Origin of the sequence: Vibrio tubiashii (assembly GCF_028551255.1) — a bacterium.
In the GTDB taxonomy this organism is placed as follows: Bacteria; Pseudomonadota; Gammaproteobacteria; order Enterobacterales; family Vibrionaceae; genus Vibrio; species Vibrio tubiashii_B.
Genome location: NZ_CP117031.1, coordinates 254469 through 269770 on the forward strand (window position 1 = coordinate 254469; position 15302 = coordinate 269770).

The 15302-nt window shown below is 50.3% G+C and carries 13 protein-coding genes and 1 pseudogene; 7 read left to right on the forward strand and 7 right to left on the reverse strand.

The genetic code is table 11. The features are described from left to right. Positions 1 to 106: 106 nt before the first annotated feature. A pseudogene (locus LYZ37_RS24345) lies at positions 107 to 688 on the reverse strand (DUF2589 domain-containing protein); the annotation flags it as partial. 27 nt (positions 689 to 715) lie between these two features. Then, entirely contained in the window at positions 716 to 1270 is a 555-nt protein-coding gene (locus LYZ37_RS24125) for a DUF2589 domain-containing protein (RefSeq protein ID WP_272788468.1), read from the reverse strand. Between LYZ37_RS24125 and LYZ37_RS24130 the strand changes: the two genes are divergently transcribed. Further along, a complete protein-coding gene (locus tag LYZ37_RS24130) occupies positions 1269 to 1415 on the forward strand; it encodes a hypothetical protein (RefSeq protein ID WP_272240689.1) in 147 nt (48 codons plus the stop codon). The genes LYZ37_RS24125 and LYZ37_RS24130 overlap by 2 nt on opposite strands. Continuing rightward, positions 1412 to 2791, forward strand: a complete 1380-nt coding sequence (locus LYZ37_RS24135) for a transglycosylase SLT domain-containing protein (RefSeq protein ID WP_272788469.1) — start codon at positions 1412 to 1414, stop codon at positions 2789 to 2791. Before LYZ37_RS24130 ends, LYZ37_RS24135 begins: the two co-directional genes overlap by 4 nt. Positions 2792 to 2803: 12 nt before the next feature. Here the strand turns inward: LYZ37_RS24135 and LYZ37_RS24140 are convergent, their stop codons facing one another. Beyond that, positions 2804 to 4471 carry a mechanosensitive ion channel family protein gene (locus LYZ37_RS24140; RefSeq protein ID WP_272788470.1) on the reverse strand — a complete coding sequence of 556 codons (1668 nt, stop codon included), beginning with the start codon at positions 4469 to 4471 and terminating at the stop codon, positions 2804 to 2806. 157 nt (positions 4472 to 4628) lie between these two features. Here LYZ37_RS24140 and LYZ37_RS24145 point away from each other — a divergent pair, with 157 nt between their 5' ends. Further along, positions 4629 to 5864, forward strand: a complete 1236-nt coding sequence (locus LYZ37_RS24145; RefSeq protein WP_272242990.1) for a hypothetical protein — start codon at positions 4629 to 4631, stop codon at positions 5862 to 5864. 13 nt (positions 5865 to 5877) lie between these two features. Here LYZ37_RS24145 and LYZ37_RS24150 read toward each other — a convergent pair whose 3' ends face one another. From LYZ37_RS24150 to LYZ37_RS24165, 4 genes are all read right to left on the reverse strand, one after another. Next, positions 5878 to 6228 (reverse strand): hypothetical protein, encoded by a 351-nt coding sequence (locus LYZ37_RS24150; RefSeq protein WP_272240697.1) that lies wholly within the window; start codon positions 6226 to 6228, stop codon positions 5878 to 5880. 113 nt (positions 6229 to 6341) lie between these two features. Further along, positions 6342 to 6944, reverse strand: a complete 603-nt coding sequence (locus LYZ37_RS24155; protein WP_272788471.1) for an outer membrane beta-barrel protein — start codon at positions 6942 to 6944, stop codon at positions 6342 to 6344. 274 nt (positions 6945 to 7218) lie between these two features. Continuing rightward, positions 7219 to 8064, reverse strand: a complete 846-nt coding sequence (locus LYZ37_RS24160; protein WP_272253184.1) for a ribonuclease T2 family protein — start codon at positions 8062 to 8064, stop codon at positions 7219 to 7221. Between the two features lie 522 nt (positions 8065 to 8586). Continuing rightward, positions 8587 to 9063 carry a M91 family zinc metallopeptidase gene (locus LYZ37_RS24165; RefSeq protein WP_272788472.1) on the reverse strand — a complete coding sequence of 159 codons (477 nt, stop codon included), beginning with the start codon at positions 9061 to 9063 and terminating at the stop codon, positions 8587 to 8589. A 214-nt stretch (positions 9064 to 9277) separates the two neighbouring features. On the opposite strand from LYZ37_RS24165, the gene LYZ37_RS24170 reads away from it, so the two are divergent. The 4 genes from LYZ37_RS24170 to LYZ37_RS24185 all read left to right on the forward strand — a co-directional run bounded on the left by LYZ37_RS24170 (position 9278) and on the right by LYZ37_RS24185 (position 15258). Next, on the forward strand, positions 9278 to 10096 hold the full coding sequence (locus tag LYZ37_RS24170; RefSeq protein WP_272253181.1) for an endonuclease/exonuclease/phosphatase family protein: 819 nt from the start codon (positions 9278 to 9280) through the stop codon (positions 10094 to 10096). Between the two features lie 230 nt (positions 10097 to 10326). Further along, complete coding sequence (locus LYZ37_RS24175; RefSeq protein ID WP_272788473.1) at positions 10327 to 11754, forward strand: ABC transporter; 1428 nt, start codon at positions 10327 to 10329, stop codon at positions 11752 to 11754. Continuing rightward, on the forward strand, positions 11751 to 13952 hold the full coding sequence (locus LYZ37_RS24180) for a peptidase domain-containing ABC transporter (protein ID WP_272788474.1): 2202 nt from the start codon (positions 11751 to 11753) through the stop codon (positions 13950 to 13952). Before LYZ37_RS24175 ends, LYZ37_RS24180 begins: the two co-directional genes overlap by 4 nt. Next, positions 13945 to 15258 carry an HlyD family type I secretion periplasmic adaptor subunit gene (locus tag LYZ37_RS24185; protein WP_004744157.1) on the forward strand — a complete coding sequence of 438 codons (1314 nt, stop codon included), beginning with the start codon at positions 13945 to 13947 and terminating at the stop codon, positions 15256 to 15258. Before LYZ37_RS24180 ends, LYZ37_RS24185 begins: the two co-directional genes overlap by 8 nt. The last annotated feature ends 44 nt before the right edge of the window (positions 15259 to 15302 follow it).

The following is a 15302-nucleotide window of genomic DNA, read 5'->3' on the forward strand; positions in this document are numbered from 1 at the left end:
TGTTGGCGAGTTTCAACTCAGACTTCGCGGACTCCAGCTGTTTACGGCAGAACACGACTTTGTCCGCGGCGCCCTTGATGTTTTTGTCTTCTACCAATTTCTGGTTTGGCCCTTCGACCGACTTCGGTGCCACGGAGTCTTGGATGATGTCCAATACGCGCGATAAACCTTCTGGTGTGCCTGCCTGAGAGGCGTGAACATTGACGTGATACTTGGCAGAGTTATCGCTTGAACGAGTATTCTCCTTGTGACTAGAAACGCTGCCTGACACTTTGGCTGTCACGCTCAATGGGCCCCAGCCGACCTTGGCATTGGCAGAGAACGAGCCTTGGCTGTCGTTGGTTTCGGATGAAGTCTCGGACGACTTCACTTCCATATCGAACGTAATGTCCACTTCATCAACCATCAGGTTAGGGATGTTGACGATCGCCAGGACTGGCACTTCCAGGCCGACATCTTCTTGCTCGATGATGTCATTACCTAGACCATCTTTGCCCGTGACCACATGACGTGTATAGGAAAAATCTGCCGTACGGGTTTTTTCTCCTTCAAAACCGACGTCCTTGATGAAGTCAACGGTCGAACGCGCCAGCATGACTTGTGCGTCACACGCGGCTTTGAGTGGACTGCCAATCAGGCTCTCCATTGGGAGGCCACTAAAATGGTTCTTAATGCTTTCTAAAGCCATAGTTGTTTCCTTTTTTTGGTGAAGCCTTTAGGCTTCGGGTTGTGTCATCTCAGATGACGAAGACGGAGCGGTTCCCTCGCGGGGGGACATTTGCTGGGGGGTGATCTGGGTGTTGTACTTGTCAATGACTTTCATCACACATTCAGGGGCTTCGCTGGATTTGAACTTGACCTTGAAATCAATCACGTCTTTATCTCGTCCTGCGCTGGCATCTCGTTGTCTAGGCGCGATGTCGACCACCAATTGCGGGCAGTCCTGTTGTAATCCGTCTTGCATCTTGCGTGGATCAATGCCAGTCACACGTACCGAAAAATCGACTTCCAACTCATCTAGGTACAACCCCTTGGCATCTGTTACTGCGATCAGCGGCATCGTGATTTCGTGTTCGGGATCAAGCTGGAGTCGCACCACTTTGGGGGTGAAGATGGACGCAGTTTCGTCGTAATCGAAGTACTGCTCGATGAGGTTTTGGTAGTGCGACAGGCTCATGTCGCTGGCGCAATTAGCCACGTAGTTCAGCCCCCGCACGATACCATCCAAATATTGCGGTGAGACGGGTTTGTTCTTGCTAAAAATACCCATGATGATCAGCCCTTTGTTGATTGAAGTGGCGTTCACCTTACTGAGTAACAAAATGACAATGCAGCGGGAAACACTTCCCAATCCCGTCACGGATGTTGTTGGTTACAGTAGCCTGACCAGCAGCAAGAAAGGACAGCAAGAATGAGGATGAAATGGTGGTTTATCGGCTTACTAGGGGTGGCAGGTATAGGTCTATGGGTGGCTTTTCCGATTGTGTTTGAACCGGAAGTGATCCGCTACTCGGATATGCAGTCGTCTAAGAGCATGGGGCTTGAACAAGTCAAGCGGCGAGGTGTATTGCGTGTCGCTACCCGCTTGAATGGCATTGGGTGTTTTTATAAACGAGGTGAGTTGAGAGGGCTTGAATGTGAAGTGCTTAAAGCCTTTGCTGAGCATTTGGGGGTGCATATCCAGGTCGTTTATCGGTCTAAACTGGATGAGTTACTGCGGGCTGTGGAGCGCGGGCAGGTCGATATTGTGGCCGCAGATCTGACACCAACGGTGAGCCGAGAACATCACGTTCGTTTCAGTGAGCCTATATTGGAAACGCGAGAAGTCTTGATTCATCGCTGGGACAATCAGATCCATGAGTGGTCTCAATTGGCCGGGAAAACCATCACTGTCCGCCGTGGAACAACTTATGAACAGGAGGTGGAAAAATTGGCCGCTGAAGTCAATGTTTACTCGCAACTGCTGCCTTCTCACCGCTCGACATTAGACGTCATTCGAGGTGTCGCAGAGGGGGAATGGTCGTATACGATCGTTGACGAGCACATTGCACGCAGTGCGAATGCCCAGTTTTCCACCTTAGCGCCGGCGTTGGTTTTCGGTGAACCGCGTGGTATCGCGTTCGCGTTGGCCCCATCCAGTACGACTTTGCGTCACCATCTCAATCAATGGCTTACATCGAAACAGGCACGTGCGATTGTTGGGGCTTATCAAGAGCAGTACCGAGATCAGAGTGAAAGCTCACCTCGGGCTCTCAGTGCGTGGGATCACTACTTTCAAAAGTACGCTGAACCGCCGTTTAGTTGGTTATGGCTAGCCGCCCAAGCATACTCTGAGTCGGCTTTTGACCCGAAAGCGGTGTCCCCTGCGGGTGCTCAAGGAATTATGCAACTGATGCCCGAAACGGCGGTCGATATGCAAGTGCTTAACGTGTTGGATCCAGCGGAAAACATTCGTGGAGGATCCAAATACAATCATCGGCTTTATCACGCCTATTGGCGTCATCTAACCGCAGATAATGCCTTGGCATTTACCTTTGCATCCTACAATGCGGGAGTCGGGCATGTACTGGATGCACAACGCTTGGCTTTACGTGATAACGCAGATCCAAACGTTTGGTTTGGCAGTGTGGAACGCTACATCGTCCTGCTTGAGCAACCTCAGTACTACGCTTTGCCGTTTATTCGTTATGGCTATTGCCGGGGCAGTGAAACCAAGCAATATGTCAAGCGGATCTTCGATCGCTACCAAGATTATCGACGAAAGTTTCATGAGGATAATGGGGCCAGATAGCGGCCCCTTTGTTCATCGCGTCGAAGGATGCAAATAGAGAGTTTGAGAGGGATAGGCAAAGTTAACTTCATGACGGGCTAAGAGAACACTGATGTCCATCAGAATAGACTGCTGGAGTGCGAGAAACTGGCTACGGTCGTTGGCGTAAACATAAGCGTGAATGTCGATATCGAGGGAGGAACCTGAAAAACGTGTAAAGTGAACGCGCATAGGCTCTGCAGCGATGTCCTCGCGATGTTCAAGATAGGCAGAAAGAGCATTAATGACTTCTGACAGCTGCGTCATGGTGGTTGCGTACGTCACCGATAAGGTGGTACGCAACTGAAATTTGTCACGTCGGCTATAATTGGTCAGTTTCATGCGCACAAGGTGGCCGTTAGCAATGGTGATCAGCGTGCGATCCAATGCACGTATCTTGGTTGAACGGATCCCGATCGCTTCTACGGTCCCAGCAATCCCCTCGAATTCGCCATAGTCGCCGACCTGGATCGCCTTATCCAGATACAGCACCACCCCACCAATGAGGTTTTCCATCGTCGGCCTGATGGCTAGCGCGATCGCCATGCCTCCAAGACTTAAACTGGTGACGATGCCATAGACGGGGATCCCAATGCGTGTTGCACCATAGCTGAGGACCACGAGCGCAGCGAGTGAACTCACAATAGTGCTCAGTACTTTTACCATGCTCAGTTTCAAGGAGTCCGGCACTTGCTGGCGCGCCAAAGACATCAAACCACTCGCAAGTGCTTGATAGGTTGCCATCGCGATTAATGGCCAGATCAGCAATTCGGAAACCATCACCAAAGCACGCATTAGCGACCCACCAATATTGATGTGGTGTTCAAGTGTCCATCGTACCAGTTGTAGGCTCAACGCGAGTACACTCGAGCCGACCACACGTCGGCGCATCAAAGGTGTGTATCGATATAATGCCAGTAAACTCAATCCATACAGGACCCCAAGTGTGATTAGGGCTATCCATTGCCACAGCGCCTGATCGGCATAAAGGGTAAACAGTGCCTTAGGCATACCGTGCAAAGCCCGAAACCAGCGTGGAGGGATAAGGGCGCCTGGGCTGGACTCAAAGTATTGATACCAATCGCGCTGCTCAGGATCATGCGTCGGGAGGTGTTGGATTTGCTCGTAATAGTAGCGCAGCTGCTGCACCGTGCGAGCGGAAAAGCGGTAGTGCCCATCGCTGGATTGGCGGATCGTCAGCTCTGTGCCCGGGAACACCCAGCTCTCGGGTAGTGAGCGTGCGTTGGCCTGCGGGTGCCCAGGAACCCTGCTCAACTCAGGTGCGGGAGTTCGCCGTAATATTTCACCGAGCAGCAATACCGACTCTAAACCGATTCGCTTACGGGTTGTTTGTGGGTAATCCGACAGCTCAAAGCACGATTGCGCGCGTTCGATGAGCGTGTCGATGTATTGTGCCTTGGCTGAAAGGGTGGGGGTAGCGTTTGGTGGAAGGTTTTCCAGTGTTTGCAACTGTTGGCGAGTCGCCTGAGTCAACTGCTCAAAGCTGGTCAGTGTCGCATAGGGTGAGCGCGTATCCGCGGGTGCTAAAGGGAAGTGAGATAGCACGTCACCAAGCATGGCCTCTGACTGTCCTTGGACCCACGTCGACCACAGAAGCATGAGGCTGAGTGGGATGAGCGCGATATAACGAGGGTAATACATACCTGAATTCCTTGAAGTGAAAGAAAGCGCCCTAGGCTAGTGGAGGACGGCGAGTATGTTCATAGGGGGCGTGTTCAGGGGGAAGCGTTTCCTGAAAGCACTTTGATACTTTGAGTTTTACGATGGGATGCCGAAATAAACCAAGGAGATCGTGACAATGTGGCGAATCGGATTGAGCCTGATGACAGGCTTACTGACAGGGTGCTTGGAGCAGAAAATTCATCACCCAGTTGATACATACACGTTGCTGGAGTGTCCGCCAGAACAGGCCTGTTCAACTGGGTCGATTGAGCTGCCTGAACCAGGGAAACCGTATGCGCTCGGTTTTATCGAGATTGATGACCAGGGCGTGTTCTGGGACCGTGAACAACTGGAACAGCTCAAAGGCTACGCGCAATCTCTCACCCGAGCTCAAAATACGCTCATCTATGTCTATGTCCATGGTTGGCAGCACAACGCCGATGGGCAAGACAGTAATGTGGTGCAATTTCGTCACCATCTCGCTAATCTAAGTCAGCAATTGCCAGAGCAAGACTGGTCGGTGTTGGGAGTCTACATCGGATGGCGTGGACGTTCAGTGGCTTGGCCTCTGCTTGAACACACGACCTTTTGGGATCGCCAAAGTGCAGCGAAGCGCGTCGCCGATGGCAGCATTACTGAGGTGTTTAGCTATTTGAATACGCTGAAAAAGCAAAGCATTACCGAGACTCGGGTGATCACGCTTGGTCACAGTTTTGGTGGCGCTATTGTGTTTTCTGCTATCAATAAACTTTTGGCTCAGGAATTAGTGGACTCGAGCAGTATCAGTGATTTTGACGCCTCAACCAAAGGACTTGGGGACTTAACCATCTTAATCAACCCAGCATTTGATGCCCTCAAATATGCCCACTTTCATGATTTGCAAGATCGTTACAATCAGTTTTATGGTGGGCAAAAGCCAATTTTGGCCTTGTTTACCTCCGAAAGTGACTGGGCCACTCGCTATGCGTTTCCTCTCGGCAACGCCGTGACCCGAAGTTTTGAAGCAAAACGTTATATGCGGACGCAGATCGGGCAGGAAACGGTGTTGGTCAATCAGAGCAGTGCCGGGCGGATCGCGATCGGTCATTTTGCTCCCTATCGCACTCACCGCTTAACGCCGGTCGATGTCGAACGGCAGCCACAGATGACGCGACTGCAGTCGGCGCGCTACTCGATGAAACAATGGGAACAGGGGCTACCGAACATACATTTTCGCGGTGCCGACCTTAAGAGACGTGCTGAGTTGCCTGCGCGTATGCCTTATCTGGTGGTGTCCGTTGATGAGGCCCTGATCCCCAATCACAATGATTTCTCTGGGCCTGCTTTTCAAAGCTTTTTACAAGACTTTGTGACTATGTCGATCATTGATTAATGCGTTGCAGCAGTTAACGGCGGAGGTATTTACTTTTTAGCCCCCGCTCACTGAGGATCGCGGTGGATAGCAGAAATGGGCGCCAGTCCTGGGATTCGAAAGTAACCAGAAACAGGGGGGAGTCATAGGTAGACTGAATAGCGCCGTTATAGAACTCTTCTGCTAAGCCATCGCGGTTGTTGTACAAACGATAATCTGAATAGGTTTGTACTATGCTACGTCCCAACTCGATGGGGTTGGCTTCCGATTGGCTTATGTGGCCAAAGCGTAGCCCTTGCTGAAAAAAAACGGTAGGCAGGACATTCGGGTTGCCCATGTAACCGATGATGTTTTCGGTGATGTAAAAATCCGCGGCATAGGTCATACAACCTCCTTGAAGGGTTGGTGAAGGGCAAGCGATAGTGAATGAGGCAATGAGAGCCCACAGGGCACGCTGCGACAGCAGCATGCCTGAGCGTCGCCGAGAAAAGGTTGAGCTTAGAAGCGATAGTTGATGGTGGCAAAAATCGCGCTGCCATGGCGGATGTGCACTGACTTATTGTCCACGTGGAGTGTGTCGCTTGAGGGACGGTCGATCTTTAGCCCGCCTTCTACAGTCCAAGTTTCAGTGAACTGATAGCCAAGGCCTATTTTACTGCCTAAAACCAGCGTGGTGCGGCTATCCGTGTGAGTCTTATTAAGCGCGGTATAGCGGATTTTGTTGCTCAGCACCCCCAGTTCTACGCCAAGATAGCCGTAGAGGTTGGCTGTCAATGAGTAGCGGTAATCCATGCCTGCTCCCAATTGATAGCCACTGTACTTCAGCGTTTGGCCACCCGTTGAGTCGAGCAGCGTGTTCTTGATGGTCACGTTGCGCTGAATGTAGCCGTACGCACGTAGCTGTTCGCTGAGGTAGTAGCCACTATGCAGACGGATCCCATTCATTCGATCGAGGTTGTCGGTCAGAAAGGCATTATTGACGTCTTCGTTGATGTGGCGTTGACCGCCAAACAGTTCGAAGCCAGCATAGATATCGCTTGAGGTGGTCGCTTGTGCAAAAGGTGTAAGGAATAAGCAGACCGAGAGAACTTTTTTCTTCATCATCTTCTCCTTTTTGGGATGGAAGTGAGGCCATTATCACGAGCATCTAGCGGGACCATCAGAAGGAAATGGTTCATCCAGCATCTCTACAGGCAATCATGAGGGCGTAGCCAAGGAGAAACACGCCGCGATTGGGCGCAGTAGAGAGGTTGCGGTATTTCGTTCCCACAACTCAATTCGGAGGTCAAGTTGAGGGCTCGGGATTAGCCTCCACCCCAACTGAGTCTAAGGATACGAGCAGTAGAGCATGCGTTTTTGAACGACCTTAGCCTCTTTAGGCCTTGGTCCAGCCAGCCTTTTTGGCAGCTTGTTCGGTGGAGAAACAGCGCTCGCCTTGCGCTGGATGGATTTTGACGGCCGGATAGTTGGGGTGATCCGGCGTGAAATAGAGTTTGCGCTGACTCGACTGGGAAATATTGCCTTTGATGAGGCAGTCTGCGCCTGCAACCGCGACATCGGCGTTCGACTTGACCGGGCAGGGCATCAACGCAAACTCATTATCAAAGCAGATCTGCCATTCATGCCCGCCACTCCAATATTGAAGGGAGTCCACTTTGAGATTGATGTGCTGGTTGTGTTCGACAAACCATTGACGGCTTTGCTCAGTATCTGGTAAGCGCTTACGGGGTAAGTTGATTTGATTATGTAGCTTCAGTGCGGTGGCGAAATACTGTTCGGGTGATTCCAGCGTTTCATCGTGCATGCAAGTGCCATGGTACTCGTACTCATGCTGAAGTAGCCAGACACTGGGCGTCATACATAAGTATTGGTTTAGAATTTCGCGGCTGATCTCGATGGGATAGTCCCCCTCACAGGCTCTCGGGTAATTCCCGATGTCGTCGACTTTTCCTTGAGGCCATAGGCCGTGCAGGATATAACCAAACTTATCTGGGTCATGGCACTGCAGGTAGTTTTTCTGACCTGGTTTAGTGTCCTCTTTGCCTTGGCAATGAGCGGGCGCCCAGGAATAAGACAGCACGTAGTAATCGGATTCAATGTCGTTGATGCTGGTGGTTTTAACGGTGTCGTTATAACCCACGTAGGTGTCGTTTGGATCGATACAATCTGCGGCTGCCACGTTCGTCGCGGTAAACAGCATGATAAGAGAGCGTATTTTCATTTTATTTTACCTTATTGCACTGACGTATACACATTAGTATAAGATTGCCGTTGATGAACAAAAGATGTTAGAAAATGGCTGACTTAATTAAATAGTGTCGTCACCTCGCGACAAATTTGACGACTTTCCCCGCTACTTTTTTAAAGCTTCCTTCTATTTCACAATCGTTTGTTTCATGTCCTCGATTGCATCGGTATCTCGGTTCGCTTGCGCGGTCCTCTTTTCTATTACCACAATGGCCGTTTCTTGCTCGAGTTGTACGGCGAAGCTGATTGCGCGCCGTTTGCCAGCAAGCTTTAACGGTTTTGACCAGTCTAGCTAAGGAAGGTTCGCTTGCTGAGCCAAGTGGAGCACTCACTTCGGAGTCTCCAAACGTAAACTCAGCCAATTGGGCGCAGAGATGGGAGTGAACAAGGTCGATGGTCAATGAAAAAAGCCTCAGAACTCGATGTGGGAAAGAGAACCAAGGCCTCAAAAGTCGCTCATACGCGAATCGCGTTGAGCGGGGAAAGTTACTCTGGGTTAAAGTTGAGCATCATCATAATTCTCGCGCACACCCTCCGGGCAGCCTTTTTCGCGAAGTTCATTGGCAACGGTGTTTTCGATAGCGCTGACATCGATATTTTCTAATAGGTTGCGGCGCTCTAAGGTCAAGCCCTCAAGCATTTCTCCTTTTTGTCCTGACATATACTGGCATGCGTGACCCATCTCATGCATGAGTAGTAGAGGAGGGCTCATTTCGCAGGCAGAAGAGCGTGTTTTCAGTACACGTAGGACGTTCCAATTGATGGTGCCAGCTGTACCGTCGACCTCTCCCCACGTATTGGGATGGGTGGTATCCGTGCTTTTGCTGACGTTGATGGTCAGTACTTCGGGAATAGCGTCTAGTTGGTTGATCAAAAATTCAGCCAGATCTGATTGGATCAGATAGGCTTTGGCGGCCTCAAAATGAGCCTGAGCTTGTTCATTGCTGATGTTAGTGCCAATAACATGAATCATGGTGTTCTCCTGTTTGAGTGTTTGACGTAATGTCATTGCGTAAGATATGAGCTTGGCTAAAGGAGGTTCAGAGGATAGTGTTTCCCAGTGCTTTTCCGAGTGTGAGCTATCGCAGAGACATTCAGGCTCACATTGGCACTTTTTCTAACGTGGACTAGGGTTAGCAGCGATAACCATCCGATTAAGACTGCCGTGAAGAAAGAGAGGAGTGAGCATGAAGACGTTAGTGAAGGTGATAGGGCTAATAATGTTGGTCATTGCCGACTCATCGATCGCCCATGATTGCACCAATACTCGTAAAGTGTTGTCGTGGAATATTAAAGATCTGGGGCAAAGTAAAGATACACACGAAATGCAGGTGATCGCTTCATTGGTCGCTGACAGTGATGTGGTTGCGATACAGGAAGTGGTTGCTGGTAAAGGAGGCCCTGAGGCTGTGGCGCGCTTATTGGTGTTATTACGTGAACAGTCTTCTGACTGGATGGCGATAGTCAGTGAGAAAACCTCCGGTGAAGGGACGGAGCGGTATGCGTATCTATGGCGCTCTGAACGGGTTGATCGTGTTGATAGTCCAGTGAGTGGTTTGAGTACCGAGCTCAGTGATGGCGTCGATAGGGAGCCGTATGTGCAGACTTTTTGGATCGGTCAGCAACGCACCACATTAGTCAATTTTCATGCGGTTCCGACCAAAAAAGAGCCTGCGCATGAAATTGTTCAGTTGAAGCAATTGCCTGCCTTGACCTCGGATGCACCAGTGCTTGTGATGGGGGACTTTAACCTCGGTTATGAAGACGAGGCCTTTGAGCCGATAAGAAGGGTAGGACTTCGTAGCCATATTCGCGGTAAAACCGCCCTGAAAATGGCTCGAAAGGATGGTGAGCATTTGACGCACCCATACGACAATGTATTCTCTGAACACGTGTCGATCTGTACTAGCGGGATCTTGGATTTTTCTGAGCGCTACCCGACACTGAAAGCGGCTCGCGCCATTTCCGATCATTTGCCTGTGTGGGTGACGATCGCGTCCAATTGAAAGGTCGGCATAGCTTGCTGCCTCTCGACAATCCGTCGTCAAGCGCGCTCACTGCTATTCCACTATCCATGGGGATTCGTGAGGTGCCCAGCCTTGCAGATAGGATGGTAAGGTGGAATGAGTAGTGGAACCTCAATATAGTCTTAAAATTAAATTAAATCAGCCCCTTACCTTGCATAACCTTATAGTGTGTACCAATCTTATTGCATAAGCATCGATAAGGATGGTGTATGCTCTCAAATTCTATGAAAAACAGAGGGGCAGTAGGGAAAGTCCTACTGCCTTCTTTGCTCGTCAATCTTCTTTCTCTTGCCGCGTCATCAAGTCACCTTCGTGACCTCGGTATCGGGGGAGTGGAAGAAGGGTTGGGCGCCGTCTCCAAAGTTAAAGACTGGTATTCTGGTGGGGTCATCGCAGGCTTTATTGATTTGCCGTTTGCAATGATATTTCTGGGGCTGGTGGCCTACATTGGCGGTGAACTTGTGGTGATACCGTTGACGGTTTGGTTGATGACTCTCGCTATTGTGTGGCTTTCTTCTCTCCGTGTTAAAAGCTTAAGTGAAAAAGCTGCGCAAGATGAGCAGGAGCGAAAAGCCTTCCTGATCCTAATGAGCCAAACTCTACAGGGGATCAAACGTCAGGCTGTTGAGTCTCGAATTTTTAATCAGTTTAAGTCCTTAAACAACGTCCGCTCTTTATCTAAGGCAAAAGAAGAAGAACAAAATGCCTTTATTCAAGAATGTCTGCAGCTCGCGGCCTTGGCGACGTCGGTTTTACTCGTGATCACTGGCAGCCTGTGGGTGCTGGATGGTCAGCTCACCACGGGTGGACTGGCGGCATGTTCGATTTTATCAGGCAGAGCGGTGGCGCCTTTGAGCGCTTTGATTGGGATCCGAATCAAGCTTAATTCAATACACAGTGCGAATCAGGCAATAGAAAAGTTGAGTGACTTAACGGTTTCCCACCGAGTGTCCCCCGCAATGACCGAACCTGATCTGCAGGTTGATTTTGACGTGCTCGAAATTCAACACGCGACCATTGAGCGATATGGTGAACTCGCCCTGGTGGATGTGAGGTTGAAAAAAGGGGAATTGGTCTTGTTAGACAGTGAAGATCGCCACACTAACAGTCATGTATTGTCGTCAATAGCGGGTGTGGATGAACTGAAGGCCGGTGAGTGCTTGGTTAATGGCAACGAGGTGTCACTCGCCACAATGGCCAACATGATCGCTTACTGTGGTGTTAAAGGACAATTGGTGTCGGGGACGATTCTCGACAACTTGTGTGGTTTTGATCCCAGCAAAACCCAACGCGCTAATGACTACGCTCGTCGCCTAGGGTTAAGCAAAGAAATTACGCGTTTACCCGATGGATTGGAAACACACGTTGGCCAGACGAGTGCTGCTTTGTTGAGTATGGGCAATGTGAAAATGCTCAATATTGCCGCTCAATTCGCCAGTGACAAGCCGGTTGTTCTGTTAGACAGGCCGGACGCTTCGCTTGATCTTAACGCTTTAAGTCATCTGGTTGAAGTGCTGGGGGATGAGATGTTGGCGGGACGCGCGATACTGATGGTGAGCGCTCATTCTCGGCTTCGTGAATTGGCCAGCCGAACCATTGCCGTGCAAACGGAACGCACTCAGGAGGCCGTCGCATGAATCGTTTAAAAAGTCATCAATCGCTTGACTCGCAAGATCGCCAAGAGGCAATGAATGCGCTCGAAGCTGAAAGCCTCTCTGTGTTGAAGCAACTGGAAGTGAACGCGAACATCCAGTTGTTTGCGCATCAATGGATCGATGAAAATGGCGTCGAGTCCATCGACGATATGTTCGCTCTGTTCGATAGGCTTGCATTGCCGTATCGTTTAGTGGCTGACTTAGATGCGGTAGGTGACCCTAAACTGGTGATACTGGTTCTTGGGGAGCAGACGTTGGTTTCTGGTCATGTACATGCCAAGCAGTTTATCGCTCATGACACCAAAGAAGAGATAACCGATACGCCTCAATTTTGTATTGTCATCGATGGCCCACCCTTGGAGAAAGCGTCTCCCGATTGGGTTGGCGAAAGGTTACATGTGTTTCGCCCAATCATCCCTAAGTTACTGTTAGTCAGTCTTATCACCAACTTGTTTGCTCTGGCCATTCCCTTTATCACGATGTCGATCTATGACCATGTCATTGGTGGCGATGCTGGACATGAACTACAAGGTATTGCCATTGGGGCGGCCTTATTGTTTGTGATGATGGGTTGGCTCAGAACACTGCGCAGCCGAGTGTTTGCTTCGGTGTCGAATCGTGTCAGTCGTGAGATCGCGCAATCTCTCGTTCAGCGCCTGCTTAGAAGCAGCTATGCGCAAAACCAGCAAACCGCGTCGTCAAGTCAACAAAATCAAGTCATGTTGTCTGAACGTATTTCTGGGGTGCTATCTGGGCCATTAGGAAATGCGCTGTTTGATTTACCGTTCGTTGTGATCTTTGTTGTTGCTATAGGCGTGCTGGGCGGTTGGCTAGTACTGGTGCCTATCGTGGCTTTGAGCCTTTACTACGTGTTAGCAAAACGTTCGATACGCTCGAGCAGCAAGCGCTCAATGCAATCGACGGTGGCGGGCACCAATCGTCAAAATATGACCAATGAGTTGTCATCCAAGCTGGCTTTTATTCGTAGCGCTGGGTTTTCAGCACATTGGATCCAACGCTTCAACAAGGCCAGTCTTCTCGCCTCTACCGTGGCGTTTCATCAATCGGTTGTTCAGAGTCGCTATACCTCGATGTACTATTTTATTAGTGTGGGCTCAACACTCGCGGTGATGGGGCTCGGGATCGGGCTGATATTTGAAAACGTCATGACCCCGGGGGGGTTGATTGCTTCCATGATGTTGATATCGAAAGTGACCGGACCCGCTCAGATCTTGGCGAACAGTGCAATGCGCTTTAATAGCTTCAATCAGTCTAAATTGCAGGTCAATCGCATTCTGTCTCAACCGTCTGAGCGAGAATTCAGCTACCAACATCATCCATTGCCTACGCTCGCCCCGAGCTTGCAGTTAGAGCAAGTGACACTGAGGTATCCCAAGCAAAGTCGCCCAGCGTTAAATGGGGTCAGTCTTGACATCGAAGCCGGTGAAATTGTGGCCATCACGGGTCCCTCTGGGAGTGGTAAATCCACCTTGATCGAAGTGTTGTCAGGTTTGCAACCGATTCAAAATGGCATGGTTGAGCTGGAAGGCGTTAACCTCGCCCAATACGACCCACAGCTCTATCGTCACTGGTGCTTCATCCGCGCAGCGTACCCTGATTTGCTCACGCTGAGTATTCGAGAGTGGTTAACCGATGGGCATCAAGTCGAAGAACAGAAAATGATTGGTGCCATTGAAATGGTGGGTGGGGAGCGCTGGCTCGAGACCTTACCAGATGGGCTGGATACGTCGATCAGTCGTATTCAACCGGACAGCCTTTTTGACTTGCTGTCAGGCACTGTCGCGCAGATCCTGATTGACGCGAAAGCGTTGGTCTATGACTACCCAATGTTCCTCATGGATAACCCAGTACCCGATGCTCATCCCAATGCCAAACGGATATTTAGTGAGTTCGTGCAATCGAAAAAAGGAAACGCCACCGTGATCTTCACTTCCCACGATCCTGAGCTCATTAAGCTGGCCGATAAGGTCGTGGTTTTGAACGAAGGGAGTGTCGTTTATGCCGGTCCACTCGACACACAGCCGCCTGTCGGCCTTCAAGAGCGTCACGAACCGCCACTGGCTCAAGAGAAACGGCCGTCAACACAAGAACCGTCAGTTCAACCGCATGCCGCCCAGCAGGCCCAACCCCCGTCAAAGCAAGGAGTCGCGAATGGCTAAACACCCTATCGATACAGGCGAGCGCTACGGTGAGCTTGTTGAATCACAAAATACGGCCCGTACATTGGCGCTGGCGACGTGGTCGGTGGCTTTGTGTGTGGTGGCTTTTGCCACTTGGTCTGTGCTCACTCAAGTGGACGAAATCGCTAAAGCAAAGGGCGCCGTGATCCCTGAAGGCGAAAAACAAGTCTTACAAAGTGCCATTGGAGGCAAGTTAAAGCAAATTCTCGTTAAAGAAGGTCAATTGGTCGAGAAAGGTCAACCGCTGGTTGAGTTTGACGCGACTTTTCAGCGTACCGCGCTGGAAGAATTGAAATCTCAACAAGTGACGCTGCTCGCTAGCATCGAGCGTATGAATGCGTTACTTGATGACCGAGAACCGAATTTTGGGGAGTTTGAGGTCGATTATCCCCAGATCGTGAGCCAGCAAAAGGCGCAGCTAAGTGCTCAGAAAGGGCTGTACTTTCAAAAACGCATCGTGCTTGAAAAGGACAGCGAGCAGCTCGCTGAGCAGCTTCGCAGCGTCGATAAGTCTTTGCCTAGCTATGAGAAAGAGCTGAATGCCACTAAGCAAGAATTGACTATCCTAGAGAAAGGCTATAAAGCAGGCAACATCTCACGTTTACGTGTGCTTGAAATGCGCCAAAAGCTGGCCAGTATTGAACAGAAAATAGAAGAAGCCCGTGGCAAGAAATCGGTTCTCATTAAGCAAGCAGACAGCAATGAGCAAAAAATAGAGCAACTGCTTGCTGAAGCCAAAGCGACAGTGAGCGATGACCGTTCTAAAGCGGTCTCTGACTTATCCGCGCTCAACGCAAGAGTGCGTTCAAGCCAAGCGAAATTGACCAACACGACGTTAGTCTCTCCCTTACAAGGCTTGGTGCAAAGTCTGCCGAGCACCCAAAATGGGGGCGTGATTCAGCCGGGTGGGACCGTGGTTGAGATTGTCCCTGTCGGCGGTAAAGCGGATTTTAAAGCGCGACTTTCGCCGAGAGACATTGGTTTCGTGAATGTGGGACAGCCAACTCGAATCAAGATTGACGCGTTTGATTACAGTCGCTTCGGGGCCTTGAAAGGGGAAGTAGAAAGTATCTCACCGACCACAAGTCAAAGTGAACGAGGCGAGATCTACTATGAAGTGGTCGTGTCAGTAGAAACGCCATACTTTAGGAATAATCCGGAGAGCTTCTCTATCTTGCCTGGTATGACGGGCGAGGTCGACATCACAACAGGCGAAAAGTCGGTGTTCCAATACCTATGGAAACCGATCTATACCAATATCAGCGTCGCGTTTGGTGAAAGGTAACTCAAAGAATGACAGACGTTGCTTTGTTCAAATGAGTACGGGTA

Bases quoted from the DNA above. Each gene is read 5' to 3' on its own strand.
- LYZ37_RS24130 (WP_272240689.1), top strand. From the start codon at position 1,269: ATGATGATCAGCCCTTTGTTGATTGAAGTGGCGTTCACCTTACTGAGT.
- LYZ37_RS24125 (WP_272788468.1), bottom strand. From the start codon at position 1,270: ATGGGTATTTTTAGCAAGAACAAACCCGTCTCACCGCAATATTTGGAT.
- LYZ37_RS24135 (WP_272788469.1), top strand. From the start codon at position 1,412: ATGAGGATGAAATGGTGGTTTATCGGCTTACTAGGGGTGGCAGGTATA.
- LYZ37_RS24140 (WP_272788470.1), bottom strand. From the start codon at position 4,471: ATGTATTACCCTCGTTATATCGCGCTCATCCCACTCAGCCTCATGCTT.
- LYZ37_RS24145 (WP_272242990.1), top strand. From the start codon at position 4,629: ATGTGGCGAATCGGATTGAGCCTGATGACAGGCTTACTGACAGGGTGC.
- LYZ37_RS24150 (WP_272240697.1), bottom strand. From the start codon at position 6,228: ATGACCTATGCCGCGGATTTTTACATCACCGAAAACATCATCGGTTAC.
- LYZ37_RS24155 (WP_272788471.1), bottom strand. From the start codon at position 6,944: ATGAAGAAAAAAGTTCTCTCGGTCTGCTTATTCCTTACACCTTTTGCA.
- LYZ37_RS24160 (WP_272253184.1), bottom strand. From the start codon at position 8,064: ATGAAAATACGCTCTCTTATCATGCTGTTTACCGCGACGAACGTGGCA.
- LYZ37_RS24165 (WP_272788472.1), bottom strand. From the start codon at position 9,063: ATGATTCATGTTATTGGCACTAACATCAGCAATGAACAAGCTCAGGCT.
- LYZ37_RS24170 (WP_272253181.1), top strand. From the start codon at position 9,278: ATGAAGACGTTAGTGAAGGTGATAGGGCTAATAATGTTGGTCATTGCC.
- LYZ37_RS24175 (WP_272788473.1), top strand. From the start codon at position 10,327: ATGCTCTCAAATTCTATGAAAAACAGAGGGGCAGTAGGGAAAGTCCTA.
- LYZ37_RS24180 (WP_272788474.1), top strand. From the start codon at position 11,751: ATGAATCGTTTAAAAAGTCATCAATCGCTTGACTCGCAAGATCGCCAA.
- LYZ37_RS24185 (WP_004744157.1), top strand. From the start codon at position 13,945: ATGGCTAAACACCCTATCGATACAGGCGAGCGCTACGGTGAGCTTGTT.